We start from the raw sequence: 19434 nt of genomic DNA on the forward strand, positions 1-19434 counted from the left end.
GCCGATATGAGCACCGGTTCGGCAGGTCATGGGGCGCGTCCCCTCCCGGGGCCGCATGTCAGGAAACATGGTGTGACGCGCGAAGTCACAGGTGGCGGTACGTCTTTTCGGATGTTCCTGCACACGGCGGACGGCGTACGAATCGATTCCGTATACAATCCGTCGGCACCCGAAAAGATGATCGTGACGGACACCTCGCGGCCACCTTCCCGCGACCTCGTGTTCGTGATCGCACACGGGTTCACGGGGCATGTGGACCGGCCGCATGTACGGCGGGTTGCGCGCGTGTTCGCACGGTACGGGGCCGTCGTCACCTTCTCCTTCCGCGGCCACGGTGCCTCGGGCGGACGGTCCACGGTCGGTGACCGTGAGGTGCTGGACCTGGCGGCGGCGGTGTCGTGGGCCCGGGAACTGGGGCACGCGCGCGTGGCGACGGTCGGTTTCTCGATGGGCGGCTCGGTGGTGCTGCGGCACGCGGCGCTGTGTGGGGAGCGGGAGCGGGAGAGAGAAGAAGGGGACAACGGGCTCTTCGCGGGTGCCGGTGCCGGTGGTCCGGACGCCGTGGTGTCGGTGAGCGGTCCGGCCCGGTGGTTCTACCGGGGTACGGCTCCGATGCGTCGGCTGCACTGGCTGGTGACCCGGCCCTCGGGCCGGCTCGTGGGGCGCTACGGGCTGCGGACCCGGATCCATCACCGTGACTGGGACCCCGTACCGCTGTCCCCGGTGGAGGCGGTGCCGAGGATCGCGCCGACGCCGCTGCTGGTCGTACACGGCGACCGCGACGGTTACTTCCCGCTCGACCATCCGCGCACGCTGGCGGCCGCGGCCGGCGAGCACGGGGAGCTGTGGGTGGAGCCGGGCATGGGGCACGCGGAGAACGCGGCCCCCGACGGCCTGCTGCACCGGATAGGTGACTGGGTGGCGATCCGGGCGGGCTAGCCTGAACGTGTTCACTGTCAAACGATGAGGAACCTGTTGATGGCAAAGGTCACGGTGCGGTACTGGGCCGCCGCCAAGGCCGCGGCCGGGGTGGCCGAGGAGTCGTACGAGGCGGTCACGCTCGCCGACGCGCTCGCCGCGGCGCGCGAGCGACACCCCGGCGAACTCACACGTGTCCTGCGGCGATGCTCGTTCCTCGTCGACAGTGACCCCGTGGGCACCCGCGAGCATGAGACGGTACGGCTGGCCGACGGCGGCACGGTCGAGGTGCTCCCGCCGTTCGCAGGAGGGTGAGCGATGACCAACCAGCCGTATCAGGGCTACGACGGGTACGACGGATCCCGCGAGGGGCACGAGGACCGCGAGGTCTACGAGGGCCACGAGGGCTACGACCCCTATGGCCGGCCCCGGCATCAGCATCAGCAGCAGAGACCTGAGGAGCAGGTGCAGCAGGGGCAGGCGCAGGCGTGGCCCGGTGGGCAGCAGGGGCAGGGGCAGGCGCAGGCGTGGCCCGGTGGGCAGCAGGCGTACGACGATCCGCACGCCGCCCAGCAGTACACGCAGCAGTGGCAGGGGCAGACGTGGGAGACGCGGATGCAGCCGCCGGTCCCGCCGACGGCTGCGGAGGAGACGTCGTACCTGCCCCCGCAGACCGGACAGGCTCCGCAGCCCCCTGCCGCCCCGCAGGCCTTTCAGACCCCGCAGGCCCCTCCGGGACATGCCGGGTACGCGGGTCGGGGCGACGGCGGCGTGCCGGGCGGGCCCGCGGTGTACGCGGGATACGGGGTGGCCTCCACCTACGGGGCGCCGATCGCCGCCTCCGCCCCGCCTGCCGCACCCTCGGCCCCCGACGCTCCCCCTCCCGCTTCCACCCCCCCTCCCGCTTCCACTCCTCCTCCCGACGCCCCGGGCGGTCCCGGGTACGGGCCCGCCACCCTCGCCGGGAACACCCGGGTCACGGACGCGCAGCGGGCCCGCGCGGAGGGGCGTTCGCCGATCATCGAGCCCGGTGTGCAGCCGGCGGCGCTCACCGCGCTGCTGGGGCTGCTGCTCGCCGGCGGGGCGGCGCTGGGCACGTACGCCCTGCTCGTGCCGCTGGTGGCGCTCCAGGGGCTCACCGCGGCCGGCTGGTTCCGGCTGAACGGCATGTGGCCCGCGCGGCAGGGCATCGCGCTGGGCTTCCTCGGGGCGCTGGTCGCGGACGTGGCGCTGCTCGCGTCCGACCGGTCGCCGACGGCCGTTCTCGGCACGCTCGGCGTGTGGGTGCTGCTGTCGCTGGTGCTCCAGCTCCGGTCGCACGCCGATCCCGACGAGCGGATGTACGGCCTGACGGCGACGGTCGCCGCGGCCGCGCTGGCGATCGTGGCGAGTGGCTACCTGGCGGCCGACGTCGACGCGGTGACCGTCGGCGGGATCGCCGTGGCGGCGGCGGTCGTGGCGCGGGCGCTGCCCCTGCCGACGCAGGCGTCCGTGGTGGCGGCGCTGCTCGTGGCGGCCGGTGCGGGTGTGACGGCCGGTTTGATGACGGGGGTCGGCGGCGTCCCGGGCGCGCTGGTCGGCGCGGGCGCCGCGGTCTGCGCCCTGATCGGCCACCGCGCCGCGAGCTACGACTACCCGTCCCGGTTCGTCCATTTCACGGCCGGAGTGGCCCTGCCCCTGGCCGCGGCGGCACCGGCGGTGTACGCACTGGGCCGCGTGGCCGGCTGACGTGGCGAGCGGGGCCGGTGACGGGTGTCCCCCGGCGGGTGCCTGTCACAGGTGATCGACAATTCCGGGGCTCCCCCGGCCGGGAGGGTTACCCTCGCGCAGGACGGCTGACCGGCCGTCAACCCGGTTGTCGGGGGACTGCCGTCGAAACGCACCTAGGTGGGGATTCAACCGCATGCGCGCACTGCGAATACTGCTGATCATCGTCGTGATCCTGGGCGGCATCTTCGTGATCGTGGACCGCCTCGCGGTCAACTTCGCGGAGGGGGAGGTGGCGGACCGGCTCAAGTCGACCGAGAACCTCGCCACCACCCCTGACGTGTCCATCAACGGTTTCCCCTTCCTCACCCAGGTCGCCGGCGGCTCCCTCGACGAGGTGCAGATCGGGATCGATGAGTACGAGGCCGGCACCGGTGACGGCGGGCAGAACATCCGGATCGACGATCTGCGCGCCGACATGAGGGGCGTCGAGTTCTCCGGCGACTTCGGCTCCGCCACCGCCGCCGACGCGACCGGCACCGCGAGCGTCACCTACGACGAGCTGCTCAAGACCGCCGCGTCCGAGTCCACGGACGTGGGCCCCGGTGTCACCGCCTCCGTGGCCGGCCTGTCCGACGGCGGCAACGGGAAGATCAAGGTCGCGGTGGAGGCCACCGTGCTCGGCACCAAGCTGCCCGAGCCGGTCACCGTCCTCAGCTCCGTGACGGTCGTGGACGGCGACACCGTGCGGGTCCAGGCGGACACCCTGCCGTCGTTCGGCGGCATCGAGACGGCCGAGGCGCGGGTGCGGGAGATCACCGACTTCGAGCAGAGGATCGACGGCCTGCCCGGCGGGATCAAGCTCGACAAGGTCGAGGCGGGGAAGTCCGGCGTCGACATCACCGTGCAGGGTTCCGACGTCCGGCTCGCCGGGTAGGTAGGCGGTCGGTCCCCCGGGCCCGGTGGACCTGGGATGTCCGGCAGGTGAGACGGGGGAGTCCGTAGAGCAGCCGTGAGCGGGGGCGCGGTCGGGTCCGGGTCGGACGGGATCGGGCTCGGCGCCCCTGCGGTCCCATATCGCGGACAATCTTGTCTCAGTATGCGACACGGCGGTGACATGTTCGTCCCGCCCTCCTTACGATCGACGGCATGCAGTGTCAGACGAGCGTCCTCCGAGCGCGGGGACAAGCGGATCTCACGAAGCGGCGGGCAGTGGACCTCTGCCGCGTCGCCGCCATGCTCTGTCGGCCTTTCTGAGCGGACGCCCCGCCGTCCGCGTTCCCGCCTCGCCCCGCCGAGGGGCACCCGTGCGCCCGCTCCCGCCGGAGTGGCCGCGCACCCTCGCCCTCGCACGCCCTGCCGTAACTGCCCCGGAGGAGACAGCGCATGAGCCGCAACGACGTACTGGTCGACGCAGACTGGGTCCAGGAGCACCTGGACGACCCGACGATCGCCCTCGTCGAGGTGGACGAGGACACCACCGCGTACGAGAAGAACCACATCAAGAACGCCATCCGGATCGACTGGACCAAGGACCTCCAGGACCCGGTCCGCCGCGACTTCGTCGACCAGGCGGGCTTCGAGAAGCTCCTGTCGGAGAAGGGCATCTCCAACGACCACACGGTGGTCCTCTACGGCGGCAACAACAACTGGTTCGCCTCCTACGCGTACTGGTACTTCAAGCTGTACGGCCACGAGAACGTCAGGCTTCTCGACGGCGGCCGCAAGAAGTGGGAGCTGGACGCCCGCGAGCTGGTCCCCGGCGACGAGGTCCCCGAGCGCGCGAAGACGGACTACAAGGCCAAGCCCCAGGACCAGTCCATCCGCGCCTACCGTGACGACGTCGTCGCCGCCATCGGCGCGCAGAACATCGTCGACGTGCGCTCGCCCGACGAGTTCAGCGGCAAGCTCCTCGCGCCGGCCCACCTGCCGCAGGAGCAGTCGCAGCGCCCCGGCCACGTGCCGAGCTCCCGCAACATCCCGTGGTCGAAGAACGCCAACGACGACGGCACCTTCAAGTCCGACGAGGAGCTCAAGGCCCTCTACGAGGACGAGCAGGTCGACCTCTCCAAGGACACCATCGCCCTGTGCCGCATCGGTGAGCGCTCCGCGCTGACCTGGTTCGTGCTGCACGAGCTGCTGGGCGTGGAGAACGTCAAGAACTACGACGGCTCCTGGACCGAGTACGGCTCCCTCGTCGGCGTGCCGATCGAGCTCGGCTCCGGCAAGTAGGCCTCGTCCGAACCACGACCACGACCCCGCCAGACCACTAGACGAGTTCAGGAGTACGCCATGTGCGGTGCGAAGGCCGGTGGCCCGGACGCCTCGACGATCAAGCCCGGCGAGACCACCATCCAGGGTCACGTGACCCGTGACGGCGAGCCGGTGACGGGCTACGTCCGTCTGCTGGACTCGACCGGCGAGTTCACCGCGGAGGTCCCGACCTCCGCCACCGGGCAGTTCCGCTTCTACGCGGCGGAGGGCACCTGGACCGTCCGTGCCCTGGTGCCCGGCGGTACCGCGGACCGCACCGTCGTCGCCCAGCAGGGTGGGCTGGCCGAGGTCGCCATCGCGGTGTGAGGGCTCGTCGCAGGGCCGCGTACCCCGGGGGCCGGACACCGGCACCGGGGAACGCGGCCCTTCGGCACACCCGCGTACCTGCACACCCCCGTGTACCTGCACGCCCGCGGACCCGGTTCTACGCTGGAGGCATGTACGCGCGCAGGCGGCATGTCTACTTCGTCATGATGGGCACGTGCCTCGCACTGTTCCTCCTGGCCTGCGGTCTCGTGCGGCTCTGGTCGGTGCCGGTGGCCGTGGGCATGTGCGTGGTGGCCATGGTCATCCCGCCGTTCGCTGCCGTGGTCGCCAACCGGCGCGGCCCCGAGGACCGCTGGTGGGACGACCCCTCGGGCGACCCCGAGTCCGACGCGTGGTGGGACGAGCTGGACGGGAAGAAACGGCCGCGCTAGGACAGCGGCCATGCCCCCGGCAAGGCTGTCCTCCACCGTCCTCCACCGTCGTGCCCGACGCCCCGCACCTGCCGGTCTCCACCTGCGGCTACCGGGTCACGAGGTACGCGCCGAGGAACCGCACCGGTTCCTCGGCGGCCCGCCGCCCGGCACGGAGGGGACGGCACCGGCCTTCGGGACGGAACCCGGGGGCGGGCAGCCCGTCCACCCGCCCGCCCGTCCGGGAATCCGGGCGGCCGACGATGGTGCCGCGCCTCCACATCGAGGTCGACGACCTGGTGGTACGGGCCGCACGGGCCGCCCTGCCCGCACGGCCCCGCGCGGGGCCGTGACCGAGGGTGCCCGGTGCGCCGGGCAGCAGCCCCAGGGCGGCGTACCCGTCCTGCCCGACCTCTCGGGACGCCCCTCCTGCCGGTGGACACGGGCCGGTCAGTAGACGAGCGCCTGCGTGTCGTCCGCCAGCGCCTCCTGCACGAACACCTGTGCGCCCGCGATGCGCACGCCCTCGATGACGTCCTTCTCCGTGATGTCCCGGCGCGCCGCGCACTGGGTGCACAGAGTGAGACGGCCCCCCGCGACGATCGAGTCCAGCAGGTCGGGCAGCGGCGCCGCGTGCGGCAGCTCGAACTCCGCGGCCCTGCCCGGCAGCGCGAACCACGCCGACTCACCGGTGAGCCACAGCGAGACGCCCACCCCGCTGGCCACCGCCACCGCCGCCACCGTGAACGCCTGCGAGCAGCGCTCGGGGGCATCGGCCCCCGCGGTCACCTTGATCACGAGCTTCTTCGCCATGCGCGCATCGTAGTCACCCCGTGCGCCCGTGCGCCCGTGCCCGCGGGCCCGCCGCCCGGCCGCCGGTCCCCTCGTCCTCCGCCGCCGGGTGGGTGCACGGCGGGGCCGGGGGCCGGCCGCGTAAGCTGGGGGCTGCCCTGTGCACACGTCATGCACCGCACCCCGCTCAAGGAGCATCCCGTGGTTCTCTTCTACGAAGCCCTGCTGGTTCTGGTCGCCGTCGGCGTTCTCGCCTTCGCCGGGCTCGCCGTGAAGAAGCTGTACCAGGGTCAGCGCTGACCGCCCACTCCAGGAACTGCCACTGATGATCGAGATCCCGTCCGACCTCCACAAGGACCTCGTACCGCTCGCCTTTCTGCTCGGCGACTGGGCGGGCGCAGGCGTGCACGACTTCCCCGGCGCCGAGAAGTGCAACTTCGGGCAGGAGGTCTCCTTCACCCACGACGGCCGGGACTTCCTGGAGTACTCCTCCCGCACCTGGGTGCTCGACGAGGACGGCGGCAAGGCCCGGCCGCTCGAGTCCGAGCACGGCTTCTGGCGGATCGACGCCCACCGCAAGGTCGAGGTCACGATGACCCGCGACGACGGCGTCATCGAGATCTGGTACGGCGAGCTGGCCCACCAGAAGCCGCAGATCGACCTGGTGACGGACGCCGTGGCGCGCACCGCGGCCTCCCGGCCCTACAGCGGCGGCAAGCGGCTGTACGGCTACGTCAAGAGCGACCTGATGTGGGTCGGCGAGAAGCAGACCCCCGAGGTCGAGCTGCGCCCCTACATGTCGGCGCAGCTGAAGAAGGTCGTCACCCCCGAGGACGTCGAGCGCTGGGCCAAGGCCCTGCCCGACGACATGCCGGACGACGGGATCGCCTTCTTCAGGTGAGCCCTCCGGGCCCGGAAGGCGGGGCCCGCGAGCCCGGCGTGATCCGGACGGCAGGCCCTAGACTCGTGGTGTGGTGAGCACCGACTGGAAGAGCGATCTCAGGCAGCGCGGCTACCGGCTGACGCCGCAGCGCCAACTCGTGCTCGAAGCCGTCGACACGCTTGAGCACGCGACCCCCGACGACATTCTCGTGGAAGTGCGGAGAACGGCGTCGGGGGTCAACATCTCGACCGTCTACCGCACCCTGGAGCTCCTGGAGGAGCTGGGTCTGGTCAGCCACGCCCACCTCGGGCACGGTGCCCCGACCTACCACCTCGCCGACCGGCACCACCACCTCCACCTCGTCTGCCGGGACTGCACCGAGGTCATCGAGGCGGACGTGGAGGTGGCCGCCGAGTTCACGGCGAAGCTGCGCGACACCTTCGGTTTCGACACCGACCTGAAGCACTTCGCGATCTTCGGCCGCTGCAGGGACTGCTCCCTGAAGGGTTCAACTACCGAGTCGTAGGCTAGGAGCATGAAGAGCCCCCTGCTGACCCTGCCCGGCGCCGTCCCCGCCGAGGGCGTGGACGAAGGAGTCGCCGCCCACTACGGCGACCTGTTCCGCGAGCAGCGTGCCCTCGCCGAAGGCACCGGCTTCGTCGACCTGTCCCATCGCGGGGTCGTCACCGTCTCCGGGCCGGAACGGCTGAGCTGGCTGCACCTGCTGCTCACCCAGCATGTCAGCGACCTCCCGCCGCACCGGGCCACCGAGGCGCTGATCCTCTCCGCGAACGGCCACATCGAGCACGCGCTCTACCTCGTCGACGACGGCGAGACGGTCTGGGCCCACGTCGAACCCGGCACCCAGGAGGCGCTGATCGCCTACCTGGAGTCGATGAAGTTCTTCTACCGGGTCGAGACCGCCGACCGCACCGCCGACTTCGCGGTGGTGCACCTGCCCGCCGGTTCCATCGCGGAGGTTCCCGAGGGCGTCGCCGTCCGCGAGACGCCGTACGGCCGTGACCTGTTCCTGCCCCGCGCCGACCTGGAGTCGTACGCGGGGCAGGCCGGGCCGCCCGCCGGTCTCCTCGCCCACGAGGCGCTGCGGGTCGAGCAGCACCGTCCCCGGCTCGGATTCGAGACCGACCACCGCACCATCCCGCACGAGCTGGGCTGGATCGGCGACGCGGTGCACCTGCAGAAGGGCTGCTACCGGGGCCAGGAGACGGTCGCCCGGGTCCAGAACCTGGGGAAGCCGCCGCGCAGGCTGGTCTTCCTGCACCTGGACGGCAGCGAGGTCCACCTGCCGCCGGCCGGGACGGACCTCCGCCTGGCCGACGACGGCCCGGAGGGCCGCCGGATCGGCTTCGTCACCACGTCCGTACGCCACCACGAGCTGGGTCCGGTCGCCCTCGCACTGGTCAAGCGGAACGTCCCGGCCGACGCCCGCCTGATGGCCGGGGACACGGCGGCGGCCCAGGAGACCGTGGTCGAGCCCTGACCCGCGCCGGGTGCCTGACCCGCGTCAGCGGGTGCGGGTCAGACCTCGAGGAGGACGGTGAACGGGCCGTCGTTGGTCAGTGACACCCGCATCCGCGCGCCGAAGCGGCCCGTCGCCACCGTCGCGCCCAGCGAACGCAGCCGGGCGACCACCTCGTCCACCAGCGGTTCGGCGACGTCCCCGGGGGCGGCGGCGTTCCAGGTGGGGCGACGGCCCTTGCGGGCGTCGCCGTAAAGGGTGAACTGGCTGATCACCAGGAGCGGGGCGTCGAGGTCGCTGCACGACTTCTCGTCCTGGAGCATCCGCACCGACCAGAGCTTGCGGGCGAGCTGCGCCGCCTTCTCCTCGGTGTCCTCGTGCGTGACGCCGACCAGGACGCACAACCCCTCGCCCTCGATCGCCCCCACCGTCTCGCCGTCCACGACGACGCTCGCGCCGTCCACCCTCTGCACCACTGCACGCATACGTCCATCATGCCGGTCGGGGAACAGACGACCGACGGTGGTCCGTGCGGGGTCCCGGGCGGGCTATTTTTACTCCTTGGCCCCCATCTGGGGCGGATCGTGGGCACTCGGTCACACAGCGGCCACCAGGGGTGGCACGATGCTGACACACACCGGTCGAGGGGACGGTCGAGGCACATGAGCACACCAGGAACCGGGCAGCAGTCCGGGCCGCCCGTCCCGTCGGCCCGGGCGGGGGTGGAGGAACGCGAGTTCCACCGCCCGCCCGCCCAGCGCACGGACAGCCCGGCGCTGCCCGGGGAACACCCGGGCCCCGAGCCCGCCCTGGCCGTACGCAGCCTGCCCGAGCTGCGCACCCTGCGCCGCGCCGCCCAGCGCGACGAGGCCGACCTCAGTTACGTGCGGCGGCTGCTCCAGGGGCGGATCGACATCCTGCGGGCGGAACTGGCCCGGCGTGCCCCCGAGGACGGGGCCCCGGTCGCCGCTCGGGGCGAGGTGTCCGTGGTGGAGCGGCTCGCGGAGATCCTGCGGGACACCCCGGCCCGCCAGCGTTCGTCCGCCCGCCACGTGACCCTGGGGACGCCGCAGAGCGAGCGGTACCGGCGGCTGGCGGCGGAGATGCTCGGCGAGGTCGAGCTCTCGGACCTGGGCGCGCGTACGGACGGGGAGCTGATCGCGGCGATGGGGCGGTTGGTGCGGTGCGAGCAGCAGGTGTCCCGGAGCCGGCAGGGCCTGCAGCGCGCCGCCGACGACTGCAGCGCGGAGATCACGCGCCGGTACCGCGAGGGGGAGGCCCAGGTCGACGACCTGCTGGTGTGAGGCGGGCGGGGCGGGGCGGGGGGCCGGACGGGTGGCCCGCGTGCGGTGGCGCCGGGCCGTGGGCGGTCGGAAAAGCGCGCGACACCTCCGTCGGGGCCGACCTACCGTGAGGGCATGACCTCCAGCGCCGCGACGCCCCGCACCGACATCGACGTACGCCCGATCACGGAGACCGAGTTCGCCGACTGGAACCGGGCCCTGAACACCGGGTTCCTGCGGGAGCCCACCTCGTCCGAGGAGAACCTCGAGACACGGCGCCGTCTGTGTTTCACGCCGGGCCGGTCGCTGGGAGCCTTCGACGACGGCCGTTGTGTCGCGACGTTCCGTTCGTTCGCGCAGGAGCTCACCGCGGTCGGCGGGGCCGCCGTGCCCGCCGACGCGATCACGAACGTCAGCGTGACCCCCACGCACCGCCGGCGCGGTCTGCTCACCCGCATGATGGCGCAGGACCTCGCCGCCGCGAAGGAGCGCGGGGACGTCGTCGCGACCCTCATCGCCGCCGAGTACCCGATCTACGGCCGCTACGGCTTCGGCCCCGCCACCTGGTCCACCGAGTGGACCGTCGACGTCCCGCGCACCGGTCTCGACCCGCGCCGGTCCCACCCGGAGTGCGGCGGGCGGGTCGACCTCGTGGACGCGGAGGACGTACGCAAGCTCGGCCCGGACCTGCACGAGCGGCTGCGCGCGCTCCAGCCGGGCGCGGTCAGCCGGACCGATGTGTGGTGGAAGACCGCCACCGGTGCCGTGCGCTTCCACCCGACGTGGAACGAGCCCTTCTTCGCCGTGTACCGCTCGGCGGGCGGCGAGGTCGAGGGCATGGTCTCCTACGCCGCGGACGACACGTGGGGCGACTCCAAGCAGCCGTTGAACACGGTGCGGGTGAACTGGCTGCTCGCGGTGAACCCGGCCGCGGAGCGGGCGCTGTGGCGCTACCTGTGCTCGATCGACTGGGTCGTGAAGGTGAAAAGCGGCTGGCGGGCCCCGGACGACCTGCTCCCGTTCCTCCTGCCGGACCCGCGCGCCGCCGCCGTGACGACGCAGGCGGACTGGCTGTGGGTGCGGGTCCTGGACGTCGTACGGGCGCTGGAGGCGCGGACGTACGAGGCGGCCGGGTCGCTGGTGCTGGAGGTGACCGACGGTGCGGGGCTGGCCGGCGGGCGCTACCGGCTCCGGGCGTCGGAGGACGGCACCGGGACCTGCGCGACGACCACCGATGACGCCGATCTGACCCTGGACGTCGCAGAGTTGGCGCCGCTGTGGCTGGGGGACGAGTCGGCGGTGCGGCTGACGGCGCTGGGCCGGGTCCGGGAAGAACGAGCGGGCGCCGCCCGTGAGGCCGACGCCCTGCTGCGTACGTCCAGGCGACCGTGGTGCCCGGACATGTTCTGAGCGCTGCCGCTGCCGCTGCCGCTGGCGCGCTTCCTCGGCGGTGCTTCCTCCCCTTCCCCCTCCCTCTCGTCCGGCGGGTGTCGGTGCACCCGTGGCCGCAGCTGTCTTCGTGTCATCCGTAGCTGTTCTTGCTGTTCTTGCTGTTCGGTTGTGGTTGTGGTGGTGCTGACCGGCCGGGTTCCCGGCTCCCCTCCGGAGGGGAAGCCCGGTCGGTGGCTCGAGGAGTGGCTCCAGCTGTCACCGTGACGGCCAACCTCCTCGGAGGATCGACCACGGTGCTCAAGTTGGCGACCAACTTCTCCTGAGTTATCTCCGTCTGAGTGCGGCCCATAACCACCTTTCGCCGAACTGCCATAAGTTGGCGAGAAGTTGTAGGGTTTCGGTGTGGACCCGGAATACGCCCCCGTCCATGGACGGAAGAGGACACATCGCGAGGTGGCCGACGAGTTGCGCGCCCGGATCAGGTCCGGAGAGCTGCGACCCGGCCAGCGCATGCCCACTCAGGCGAAGCTCGCGGACGAGTTCGGCGTCGAGCGCGGTGCCGTACGCCAGGCGCTGCGCATCCTGCAGTCCGAGCAGTTGCTCACCAATGTCGCCAAGGGTGCCCCGGCGACCGTCGCCGGCCGTCCCGGTGGCGCGCCGACCGGCCCGGGAGCGCCGCCGCGGCCCACCACGGCGGCCCTCGCGCCCCGTATCGCCGCCGCCTTCGAGGCCGAGCACGTCGAGATCGACGCCGTCTGCCTGACCGCGGCGTCCCTCACCCTCGCCATCGGCGAACCACTGCGCCGGATCCATGCCGGACGGATGAAACCGGCCAAGGTCGACGTCCGTGTCCTGCTGCCCGGCAGGAACATCGACCTCGCCTTCCCGGTGGCGGTCGAGGACCCGGACGACGACCGGAACGGCAGCCGGGGCGGCTGCCGCCCCGGCGACCGTGGCGACGACCCCGTGCACGAGCGGTGGCTGTCGATGCGCAACGCCCAGGGGCAGGTGCTCCGGCACCACCTGCGCGCCCTGCGCGCCACCCACGGCATCGACGTGCGGGTCTCCTTCCGGGCGCTGCCCTTCACCCCGCCGATGAAGCTGTACCTGCTCAACGGCGTGGAGGCGCTGTTCGCCTACTACACGCCGTCCCGCAGCGAGGCGCAGATCGACCAGGAGAACGTCCAGACGTACGACGTGCAGGGCACCCGCTCCGCGCTGTTCGCGTTCGAGCAGGGTGCCGGGATGCGGGACAGCGCCTTCGTGACGCAGTCCCGGCTGTGGTTCGACGCGTTGTGGGAGACGATCAGTTCGGAGCTGCTGCTCACGAGCTGACGTCTCCCAGCCCCCGCGGGCGGGGGCTCGGCCGGTGCGGTGGGATCAGAGTGCGGGCCGCGCCACCAGCAGCGCGAGCAGGACGGCCCCGGCGGAGCTGACGCCCGGGCTGTTGGCCTTGATGCCGAGGGTGAGCAGCAGCAGGCCGATGAGGCCGGCGATGCCGTACTTCCATTCGACGTACTGCTCGAGGGTGATGACGAGGACCGCGGAGACGAGAGCGATGACGGGCACGATTTCCCCCTTCGTGCTGTTTCGTGCTTCCCTGCTGACGGAAGCGGAACCTCCGCCAACTCGGTAGAGTTGGCTGCCAACTCTCTTCATGTTGTCCCCACTTGGTGGGTGCTTGTAAACAACTTCCAAACAACTCCCCACAGATGGATCAAAGTTGTAGCGTCTGGTCGTGACCCAGGAGAACGTCGCAGTGAACGGCAACAGCAGCAACTCGCCCCAGCGGATGGCCGACGTCCTGCGCGAACGCATCCGCGCCGGTGAGCTCAGGGCCGGCGAGCGCCTGCCCACCCAGGCCGAACTCGCCGAGGAGTTCGGCGTGGAACGCGGCGTCGTCCGCCAGGCACTGCGCCTCCTCGCCGACGACGGCCTGCTGAGCAACGTCAGCAAGGGCAGCCCGCCCCGGATCGCCGAACCGGCCCCGGCGTCCGACGAGCCCCAGCCGACCATGGTCGGCCTCGCCCCCCGCCTCACCGACGCCTTCCGCGCGGCGCACGTCCGCATCGACGTCGTGTCCCACACGTCCGAAACGCTGATGGTCGCCGTCGGTGAACCCGTCCGGCTGATCCACGAGGGCAGACTCCGTCCCGAGTCGATCGAGTTCCGCGTCCTCCTGCCGTCCCGGACCATCCACCTGGCCTTCCCCGTCCTGGTCGCCGAGGGCGCCGAGGACGCCGAGAACGCCGACGGCGGCGATCCGGTGCACGAGCGGTGGCTGCAGATGCGCAACGCCCAGGCCCAGGTGCTCCGGCACAACCTGCAGTCCGTCCGCCACACCCACGGCATCGACGTCCACGTCAGGTTCCGCGCCCTGCCCTTCACCCCGCCGATGAAGCTCTACCTGCTCAACGGCCGGGAGGCGCTGCTCGGTTACTACCTGCTGGCCAGGCGCGAGGAGGAGTGGGGCACCCAGACCCTGGACATGTACGACGCCCTCGGCTCCCAGTCCCTGCTCTTCTCCTTCGCCCAGCAGGCCGGCCGGCGGGACCAGGCGTTCGTGGAGGAATCCCAGAAGTGGTTCGACGCCCTCTGGGAAACCATCACCACGGACCTGACACTCTCCTAGTGACTTCTGACGCGGCGCGGACCGAACCGGTGACCCATGGGACCGAGGACGACCAGAAGAACTTCGAGGACGCGAACGAACCGATCGAACCGAGGACGCTGGAAGACCTGGTCAAGGGCGCCCGTGTCGTGCTGTGGGACTTCGACGGACCCCTCTGCCGCCTGTTCGCGGGGCATTCGGCGGAGCGGGTGGCGAGGGAACTCGTCGAGTGGCTGGAGGGCCGGGGCCTGCACGGGCTGCTGACGGAGACCGAACGCGAGTCCCTGGACCCACATGTGGTGCTCCGCGCCGTCGACCGGGAGCACCCGGGCAGCGACCTGGTGGACGAGCTGGAGGCGCGGCTCACCCAGGAGGAGGTGCTGGCCGCCTCCTCGGCCTGGCCCACCCCCTACGCCGACCCGCTGATCCGCACGTGGACCGCGGTGGGCACCCGGCCGGCCATCGCGACGAACAACTCCCCCCGAGTGGTCCGCGAGTACCTCGCCGGCCGAGGCCTCCTCGGCTGCTTCGCCCCCCACGTCTACGGCCGCACCCAGCAGCTCAGCCGGCTCAAGCCGGACCCCCACTGCGTCGACCGGGCCCTGAACGCCATGGGCGCGGCCCCGGGCTCCGCCCTGGCGATCGGCGACACGCCCTCCGACTTCCACGCCGCCACAGCGGCGGGCGTGCCCTTCCTCGGCTACGCCCGCAACGGGACGAGGAGAAAGATCCTGCAAGCCGCGGGCGCCACCGCGGTCCTGCCCTCCCTGCGCCCCGTCCTCGCACTGATCCGCACGGCGTCCCGGGCCTGAACCCGCCCAGGGGCCCGACTGCCGTGAAGCGGTCTGCCGGATTCGGCCGACCCCGGCCGGCGCCCTTCGACTCACCGTCCGGTGCGGCCGAGTGGCTGAGGTGGTGGTACCCCGGTGCAGCCGACAACCGACAACCGACAACCGACAGCCGACAGCCGACAGCCGACAGCCGACAGCGGTACGGTCCACCCGTGGACGGACAGCAGCCCGGCGGGGGTGGCGCTCGACTCGGTGCGGAACCTGCTCTCCACCGATGTCCGGGCCGGACCCGGGCCGGCCTCCGACCCGTGCCCGCACCGACTGGGCCAGCACTCTTCGGCGTTCGTACAGGAGACTGACGAGCCGACCTGCAACGAGCTCGCGCGGCCCTCACGCGGCGTGGTGCCCACCACGTGTGCCGCCCGGCGCGCCGCTCCGTCGCGCGGCGCTCATGGTGCGTGACACCGGCCTCGTCCGTACCGTTCGCCCCGTCGTGACTCCCCTCCCGCTTCCGGAGGGGCCAGTGGGCGCATCGCCCCCTCCCCGTCCCGCCCCCCGGGGGACGCCCCGCGCCCGACCGGGGGCACCGCGCGTTCTTCGACCTGGCCGTGCGGACCGGACAGACGCTTGGCGGCCACCACCACCTGAACCACGTCGTGCCGGTCACGCCGGCCATGGCGAAGCCGCTCGGCCGTGCGGCCGGTACGCCCGTGACCGTGCGGATCCGGCGTGCCGAGGCGCTGCCGGTGGTGATCAGAACGTGGTGGAACGAGCGTAGGCACAGCAGAGGCCGACCCGCGTCGTCAGGCGGCGGTGCCGTCCTTCCCGTGGGCCTCCGCGTCGTCCGTGAGGGGGTCCTCCTCCACCGGCGGCATCAGGGCGCGCAGCCACCGCTCCGTCTGGGCGACGTGGGCCTCGGCCGCGCCCGCGGCGGCGCCCGGGTCGCGGTCGGCGATCGCCGTGGCCAGGACGCGGTGGTCCGCGTCGCTCCTGCGGCGCAGCTCCGGGCCCTCCGGGAGGGTGAAGACCTGGTACTTGCGGGAGCGGGCGCGGAAGACCGCGAGGAGCGAGGCGAGCGTCGGGTTGCCGCTCGCCGCCGCGATCTCCGCGTGGAAACGGTGGTCGAGCTCCGAGGCCTCGGTGGGGTCCTCGGTGGCCTCCATCGCCTCGATGAGCGAGAAGAGGGTCGCCAGCGTCCCGGGCGTCGCGCGGGCGGCCGCCTTGGCGGCGACATGGGCCTCCAGGACCCGCCGGATCTCGTACACCTCCAGCAGGCCGGGCAGCGGCAGCAGCTGGAGCGTCAGCGAGAGGCTGCCGATCAGGTCCTCCGGTCTGAGCTGGGAGACGTAGGTGCCGGAGCCGTGCCGTGGCTCGATCACGCCCAGTGCCGCGAGCATGCGTACGGCCTCGCGCAGCGACCCGCGCGAGACACCCAGTTCCTCGCACAGGTCCGCCTCGGGGGGAATGCGTTCACCGGCGCCCAGGCGCCCCGTCGCGATCATGTGCCGTAGGCCGTGGAACGCCTTGTCGACTGCGGACATCCGATTCCTTCCCCTCCCCCCGGAGAGCCCGCGGCACGGGCCCTCCCCGATCCTCGGTGCACTGTAGCGAGCGCCGACCGCGGGACGAGTCATCAGATGTCTGGGACGTATCTGTCCCGAGTCATCTGACTTCTCTTGCTGCAGAGGGCTTGTCATGGCCGAAAATCGCATGCCAACATCCCCATTCATCATACGTCTCGCGTCTTCTCGTGTCGGAGGTCTGATGACCTCCCGTGTGAGAGGGCCGTACCCGGGCACGGCCCGGGAGCCGGAGGGGAGTCATGTGAGCGAGACCGAGACCGAGGTCACCACCGCACCGCGCCCCCTGCTGCTGGCGGACGGACGGCCGGCCCTGCACGCGTGGTCGCTGGACCCGGCCCTGCGCCACCTCAACCACGGTTCGTTCGGAGCGGTCCCGCTGGTGGCGCAGGAGCGCCAGCAGCGGGTGCGGGAGGAGATGGAGGGGGCGCCGGTGGTCTGGTTCCCCGCGCTGCCGCAGCGGCTCGCCGAGACCAGGACCGACCTCGCCGCGTTCCTCGGCGTGGACCCCGAAGACCTCGCCCTGGTGCCGAACGCGAGCGCCGGCGCCAGCGTCGTCTTCGCCAACCTCCGGCGCCGCCACGGCGGGGAGATCGTCGTCACCGACCACGGCTACGGCGCCGTCACCATGGGCGCCGAACGCCTGGCACGCCGCTGGGGCGGCCGGGTCCGTACGGCCGTGGTGCCCCTGGACGCGGACGAGGAGCAGGCGTACGAGGCCGTGGCCGCCGAGCTGAGCGACGCCACCGACCTCGTCGTCGTCGACCAGATCACCTCGCCCACCGCCCGCCGCATGCCGGTGGAGCGGATCGGTGCCGAGGCGCGGCGGCGCGGTGTCCCGCTGCTCGTCGACGGCGCGCACGCGCCGGGGCTGATCGCCGACCCGCTCGCCGGGCCGGCCTGCGACTTCTGGGTCGGCAACCTGCACAAGTGGGCCTGCGCGCCGCGCGGCACCGCCGCCCTGGTCGCCCGTGGCCCGCAGCGGGACGACCTGTATCCGCTGATCGACTCCTGGGGCGCCGGGGATCCCTACCCCGACCGCTTCGACCAGCAGGGCACGGTCGACGCCACCGGCTACCTCGCCACCCCCACGGCGCTCGGGTTCGTCGAGAGTACCTGGGGCTGGTCCACCGCCCGCCGGTACATGGACGACCTGGCCGGTTACGCCGAGCGGACCATCGGCGCCGCGCTCGCCGGGCTGACGGGCTTCGACGACCCGGTGGACGTCGGCATGCCCGTGCCCGGGATGCGGCTGGTGCGGCTGCCCGAGGGACTGGCCGACAGCCGTGTCTCGGCCGACGCGCTGCGCGACCGGGCGGTCGGCGAGCTGGGGGTGGAGGCCGCCTTCACCAGCTTCGACGGCATCGGCTACCTGCGGCTCTCCGCCCACGTCTACAACACCGCCGAGGACTACGAGTACTTCGCCGAGCACTGCGTTCCGATCCTCGGCGAGTGGGCCCGCACGGCCCGCGCACGGCCGCCGCACCGCGCTTCCTAGCGGCGCCCGTATCCCGTCCCCGTTCCGCCCGTATCCCGTCTCCGGTCGGCTTGTATCCCGTCTCCGGCCGGCCCGTATCCCGTCCCCGTCCCACCCGTATCCCGTCTCCGGCCGGCTCGTATTTCGCTCCCCGTCCCGCCCGTATCCCGTCTCCGGCCGGCTCGTATTTCGCTCCCCGTCCCGCCCGTATCCCGTCTCCCGCCCGCACCCCTCCCCCGTCCCGCCCGCATCCCGTCAAGGAAGAGGTCAGCACGATGAGAAGAAGGACGGCAGCCCTCGCGCTCGGCACCGCCGCCGCGATGGTTGTGACCGGCTGTTCCACCATGAGCCCCGGTGCGGACGGAACCGTCACCCTCAACATGGTGGAGAGCCTGACCAACCCGGCCCGCAGCGACCTGATCAAGGAACTGATCGCCGACTTCGAGAAGAAGAACCCCGAGGTCGAGGTCAACCTGATCTCCCCGCCCACGGAGCAGGCCGATCAGAAGATCCAGCAGATGCTCCAGTCCGGCAGCGGCGTGGACGTCCTCGAGGTCCGCGACATCACGGTCGGCCCCTGGGCCAACAACGGCTGGCTGTACGACATGAAGAAGGACCTCGCGGACTGGAAGGGCAAGGACGCCCTGACCGAGAACGCCGTCCAGGCCTCCGAGGACGCCGAGGGCAGGACGTACTTCGTCCCGTACGGCTTCTACGGGCTGAGCCTCTTCCACCGCACCGACCTGATCGAGGAGGCGGGCTTCGACAAGCCGCCGGCCACCTGGGACGAGCTGCTGGAGCAGGCCTCCGCCCTCCACGACCCGGCGAAGCGCCAGTACGGCTACGCCTTCCGCGGCGGGGCCAACGCGCACAGCAACGCCACCGCCGCCATCGAGGCGTACGTCGCCGACCGGATCGACCCGGCCAACGGCTACAAGCTGCGGGACGGCAGCACGATCTTCTCCGCCCCCGAGGCGCTCGACGCGATGGAGACGTACCTCGAGCTCTTCAAGAAGGCGTCACCCAAGTCGTCCGTGGCGTGGGGCTACCCGGAGATGGTCGAAGGCTTCTCCAACGGGTCCACGGCCTTCCTGCTGCAGGACCCCGAAGTGATCGCCGCCGTATCGGAGTCGCAGTCGGTCGAGCCGGACCAGTGGAGCACCGCGCCGCTGATGGCCGGCCCGAGCGGCAAGACCGTCCAGCCGCTCGCCACCGCCGGGTGGGGTGTCGCGGACGGCAGCAAGAACAAGGCCGAGGCCGTGAAGCTGATCGAGTTCCTCTCCGAGGGCGAGGCGTCGACGGCGTTCACCAAGAAGAACAGCCTGGTGCCGATCCTCAAGGCGGCGGCCGAGGACGAGTTCTACCGGACCGGCCCGTGGGCCAGCTACGTCACCATGACGGAGCAGCCGGACACGTACCTCGCCGTCGCCCAGCCGCGCGGTGTCGCCTGGTGGACCGAGTGGCAGCAGCAGGCCGACACGGACGTCCAGAAGATGATCCTCGGCAAGCTGACGCCGAAGGACCTGCTGGCGGGCTGGGACGCCTACTGGACCGAGAAGTGGAAGTAGA

Annotated in this window: 22 protein-coding genes; 18 read left to right on the forward strand and 4 right to left on the reverse strand. The window is 71.9% G+C overall.

The window, feature by feature from the left end; translation table 11 throughout:
* Nucleotides 1–6: 6 nt before the first annotated feature.
* The 8 genes from ORI94_RS29270 (at nt 7) to ORI94_RS29300 (ending at nt 5597) form a co-directional block, all read left to right on the forward strand.
* Nucleotides 7–939, forward strand: a complete 933-nt coding sequence (locus ORI94_RS29270) for an alpha/beta hydrolase (RefSeq protein WP_266081265.1) — start codon at nt 7–9, stop codon at nt 937–939.
* A gap of 39 nt (nt 940–978) precedes the next feature.
* Nucleotides 979–1233 carry a MoaD/ThiS family protein gene (locus tag ORI94_RS29275; RefSeq protein WP_266081267.1) on the forward strand — a complete coding sequence of 85 codons (255 nt, stop codon included), beginning with the start codon at nt 979–981 and terminating at the stop codon, nt 1231–1233.
* A 3-nt stretch (nt 1234–1236) separates the two neighbouring features.
* A complete protein-coding gene (locus ORI94_RS29280) occupies nt 1237–2646 on the forward strand; it encodes a hypothetical protein (protein WP_266081269.1) in 1410 nt (469 codons plus the stop codon).
* Nucleotides 2647–2821: 175 nt separating this feature from the next.
* A complete protein-coding gene (locus tag ORI94_RS29285; protein WP_266081271.1) occupies nt 2822–3562 on the forward strand; it encodes a DUF2993 domain-containing protein in 741 nt (246 codons plus the stop codon).
* Between the two features lie 212 nt (nt 3563–3774).
* Nucleotides 3775–3882: an Ms5788A family Cys-rich leader peptide gene (locus ORI94_RS35640; protein ID WP_350849312.1), complete on the forward strand. Its 108-nt coding sequence runs from the start codon at nt 3775–3777 to the stop codon at nt 3880–3882.
* Nucleotides 3883–4011: 129 nt separating this feature from the next.
* Nucleotides 4012–4857, forward strand: a complete 846-nt coding sequence (locus ORI94_RS29290; RefSeq protein WP_062191370.1) for a sulfurtransferase — start codon at nt 4012–4014, stop codon at nt 4855–4857.
* Nucleotides 4858–4917: 60 nt separating this feature from the next.
* Nucleotides 4918–5205, forward strand: coding sequence for a DUF1416 domain-containing protein (locus tag ORI94_RS29295; RefSeq protein ID WP_042174833.1), 288 nt, complete (start codon nt 4918–4920; stop codon nt 5203–5205).
* A 131-nt stretch (nt 5206–5336) separates the two neighbouring features.
* Nucleotides 5337–5597, forward strand: a complete 261-nt coding sequence (locus ORI94_RS29300; RefSeq protein WP_266081278.1) for a DUF3099 domain-containing protein — start codon at nt 5337–5339, stop codon at nt 5595–5597.
* A 429-nt stretch (nt 5598–6026) separates the two neighbouring features.
* On the opposite strand, the gene ORI94_RS29305 is transcribed toward ORI94_RS29300, so the two are convergent.
* The gene (locus tag ORI94_RS29305) at nt 6027–6389 is read right to left on the reverse strand and encodes a DsrE family protein (RefSeq protein WP_266081280.1); all 363 of its coding nucleotides are present in this window, start codon (nt 6387–6389) and stop codon (nt 6027–6029) included.
* A 304-nt stretch (nt 6390–6693) separates the two neighbouring features.
* Here ORI94_RS29305 and ORI94_RS29310 point away from each other — a divergent pair, with 304 nt between their 5' ends.
* The 3 genes from ORI94_RS29310 to ORI94_RS29320 all read left to right on the forward strand — a co-directional run bounded on the left by ORI94_RS29310 (nt 6694) and on the right by ORI94_RS29320 (nt 8752).
* A complete protein-coding gene (locus ORI94_RS29310; RefSeq protein WP_266081282.1) occupies nt 6694–7269 on the forward strand; it encodes an FABP family protein in 576 nt (191 codons plus the stop codon).
* Between the two features lie 70 nt (nt 7270–7339).
* Complete coding sequence (locus tag ORI94_RS29315; protein ID WP_266081283.1) at nt 7340–7777, forward strand: Fur family transcriptional regulator; 438 nt, start codon at nt 7340–7342, stop codon at nt 7775–7777.
* A gap of 9 nt (nt 7778–7786) precedes the next feature.
* Nucleotides 7787–8752: a YgfZ/GcvT domain-containing protein gene (locus ORI94_RS29320; RefSeq protein WP_266081286.1), complete on the forward strand. Its 966-nt coding sequence runs from the start codon at nt 7787–7789 to the stop codon at nt 8750–8752.
* A gap of 38 nt (nt 8753–8790) precedes the next feature.
* Here the strand turns inward: ORI94_RS29320 and dtd are convergent, their stop codons facing one another.
* Nucleotides 8791–9216, reverse strand: a complete 426-nt coding sequence (gene dtd, locus ORI94_RS29325) for a D-aminoacyl-tRNA deacylase (RefSeq protein ID WP_266081287.1) — start codon at nt 9214–9216, stop codon at nt 8791–8793.
* Between the two features lie 177 nt (nt 9217–9393).
* Between dtd and ORI94_RS29330 the strand changes: the two genes are divergently transcribed.
* The 3 genes from ORI94_RS29330 (at nt 9394) to ORI94_RS29340 (ending at nt 12741) form a co-directional block, all read left to right on the forward strand.
* Nucleotides 9394–10035, forward strand: coding sequence for an aerial mycelium formation protein (locus tag ORI94_RS29330; RefSeq protein WP_266081289.1), 642 nt, complete (start codon nt 9394–9396; stop codon nt 10033–10035).
* 114 nt (nt 10036–10149) lie between these two features.
* The gene (locus tag ORI94_RS29335) at nt 10150–11424 is read left to right on the forward strand and encodes a GNAT family N-acetyltransferase (protein ID WP_266081291.1); all 1275 of its coding nucleotides are present in this window, start codon (nt 10150–10152) and stop codon (nt 11422–11424) included.
* A 435-nt stretch (nt 11425–11859) separates the two neighbouring features.
* On the forward strand, nt 11860–12741 hold the full coding sequence (locus ORI94_RS29340) for a winged helix-turn-helix domain-containing protein (protein WP_266081294.1): 882 nt from the start codon (nt 11860–11862) through the stop codon (nt 12739–12741).
* Between the two features lie 45 nt (nt 12742–12786).
* Here the strand turns inward: ORI94_RS29340 and ORI94_RS29345 are convergent, their stop codons facing one another.
* Nucleotides 12787–12975: a hypothetical protein gene (locus ORI94_RS29345; RefSeq protein ID WP_266081296.1), complete on the reverse strand. Its 189-nt coding sequence runs from the start codon at nt 12973–12975 to the stop codon at nt 12787–12789.
* Between the two features lie 163 nt (nt 12976–13138).
* On the opposite strand from ORI94_RS29345, the gene ORI94_RS29350 reads away from it, so the two are divergent.
* Nucleotides 13139–14038 (forward strand): winged helix-turn-helix domain-containing protein, encoded by a 900-nt coding sequence (locus ORI94_RS29350; RefSeq protein WP_266081363.1) that lies wholly within the window; start codon nt 13139–13141, stop codon nt 14036–14038.
* Complete coding sequence (locus ORI94_RS29355; RefSeq protein WP_416237923.1) at nt 14038–14829, forward strand: HAD family hydrolase; 792 nt, start codon at nt 14038–14040, stop codon at nt 14827–14829. Before ORI94_RS29350 ends, ORI94_RS29355 begins: the two co-directional genes overlap by 1 nt.
* Nucleotides 14830–15611: 782 nt before the next feature.
* Here ORI94_RS29355 and ORI94_RS29360 read toward each other — a convergent pair.
* Nucleotides 15612–16349 (reverse strand): FadR/GntR family transcriptional regulator, encoded by a 738-nt coding sequence (locus ORI94_RS29360; protein ID WP_266081300.1) that lies wholly within the window; start codon nt 16347–16349, stop codon nt 15612–15614.
* 283 nt (nt 16350–16632) lie between these two features.
* On the opposite strand from ORI94_RS29360, the gene ORI94_RS29365 reads away from it, so the two are divergent.
* Both ORI94_RS29365 and ORI94_RS29370 read left to right on the forward strand, forming a co-directional pair.
* A complete protein-coding gene (locus ORI94_RS29365; RefSeq protein ID WP_266081302.1) occupies nt 16633–17886 on the forward strand; it encodes an aminotransferase class V-fold PLP-dependent enzyme in 1254 nt (417 codons plus the stop codon).
* Nucleotides 17887–18140: 254 nt separating this feature from the next.
* Nucleotides 18141–19433 carry an ABC transporter substrate-binding protein gene (locus ORI94_RS29370; protein WP_266081304.1) on the forward strand — a complete coding sequence of 431 codons (1293 nt, stop codon included), beginning with the start codon at nt 18141–18143 and terminating at the stop codon, nt 19431–19433.
* The last annotated feature ends 1 nt before the right edge of the window (nt 19434 follow it).

It is taken from the genome of Streptomyces sp. NEAU-W12 (assembly GCF_026242095.1).
Lineage (GTDB): Bacteria > Actinomycetota > Actinomycetes > Streptomycetales > Streptomycetaceae > Streptomyces.

Excerpts from the sequence above, each read along its gene's own strand:
- ORI94_RS29270 (WP_266081265.1), top strand. The coding sequence starts at position 7 with ATGAGCACCGGTTCGGCAGGTCATGGGGCGCGTCCCCTCCCGGGGCCG.
- ORI94_RS29300 (WP_266081278.1), top strand. The coding sequence starts at position 5,337 with ATGTACGCGCGCAGGCGGCATGTCTACTTCGTCATGATGGGCACGTGC.
- ORI94_RS29320 (WP_266081286.1), top strand. The coding sequence starts at position 7,787 with ATGAAGAGCCCCCTGCTGACCCTGCCCGGCGCCGTCCCCGCCGAGGGC.
- ORI94_RS29285 (WP_266081271.1), top strand. The coding sequence starts at position 2,822 with ATGCGCGCACTGCGAATACTGCTGATCATCGTCGTGATCCTGGGCGGC.
- ORI94_RS29275 (WP_266081267.1), top strand. The coding sequence starts at position 979 with ATGGCAAAGGTCACGGTGCGGTACTGGGCCGCCGCCAAGGCCGCGGCC.
- ORI94_RS35640 (WP_350849312.1), top strand. The coding sequence starts at position 3,775 with ATGCAGTGTCAGACGAGCGTCCTCCGAGCGCGGGGACAAGCGGATCTC.
- ORI94_RS29335 (WP_266081291.1), top strand. The coding sequence starts at position 10,150 with ATGACCTCCAGCGCCGCGACGCCCCGCACCGACATCGACGTACGCCCG.
- ORI94_RS29370 (WP_266081304.1), top strand. The coding sequence starts at position 18,141 with ATGAGAAGAAGGACGGCAGCCCTCGCGCTCGGCACCGCCGCCGCGATG.
- ORI94_RS29295 (WP_042174833.1), top strand. The coding sequence starts at position 4,918 with ATGTGCGGTGCGAAGGCCGGTGGCCCGGACGCCTCGACGATCAAGCCC.
- ORI94_RS29280 (WP_266081269.1), top strand. The coding sequence starts at position 1,237 with ATGACCAACCAGCCGTATCAGGGCTACGACGGGTACGACGGATCCCGC.
- ORI94_RS29290 (WP_062191370.1), top strand. The coding sequence starts at position 4,012 with ATGAGCCGCAACGACGTACTGGTCGACGCAGACTGGGTCCAGGAGCAC.
- ORI94_RS29360 (WP_266081300.1), bottom strand. The coding sequence starts at position 16,349 with ATGTCCGCAGTCGACAAGGCGTTCCACGGCCTACGGCACATGATCGCG.
- ORI94_RS29330 (WP_266081289.1), top strand. The coding sequence starts at position 9,394 with ATGAGCACACCAGGAACCGGGCAGCAGTCCGGGCCGCCCGTCCCGTCG.
- ORI94_RS29305 (WP_266081280.1), bottom strand. The coding sequence starts at position 6,389 with ATGGCGAAGAAGCTCGTGATCAAGGTGACCGCGGGGGCCGATGCCCCC.
- ORI94_RS29310 (WP_266081282.1), top strand. The coding sequence starts at position 6,694 with ATGATCGAGATCCCGTCCGACCTCCACAAGGACCTCGTACCGCTCGCC.
- dtd (WP_266081287.1), bottom strand. The coding sequence starts at position 9,216 with ATGCGTGCAGTGGTGCAGAGGGTGGACGGCGCGAGCGTCGTCGTGGAC.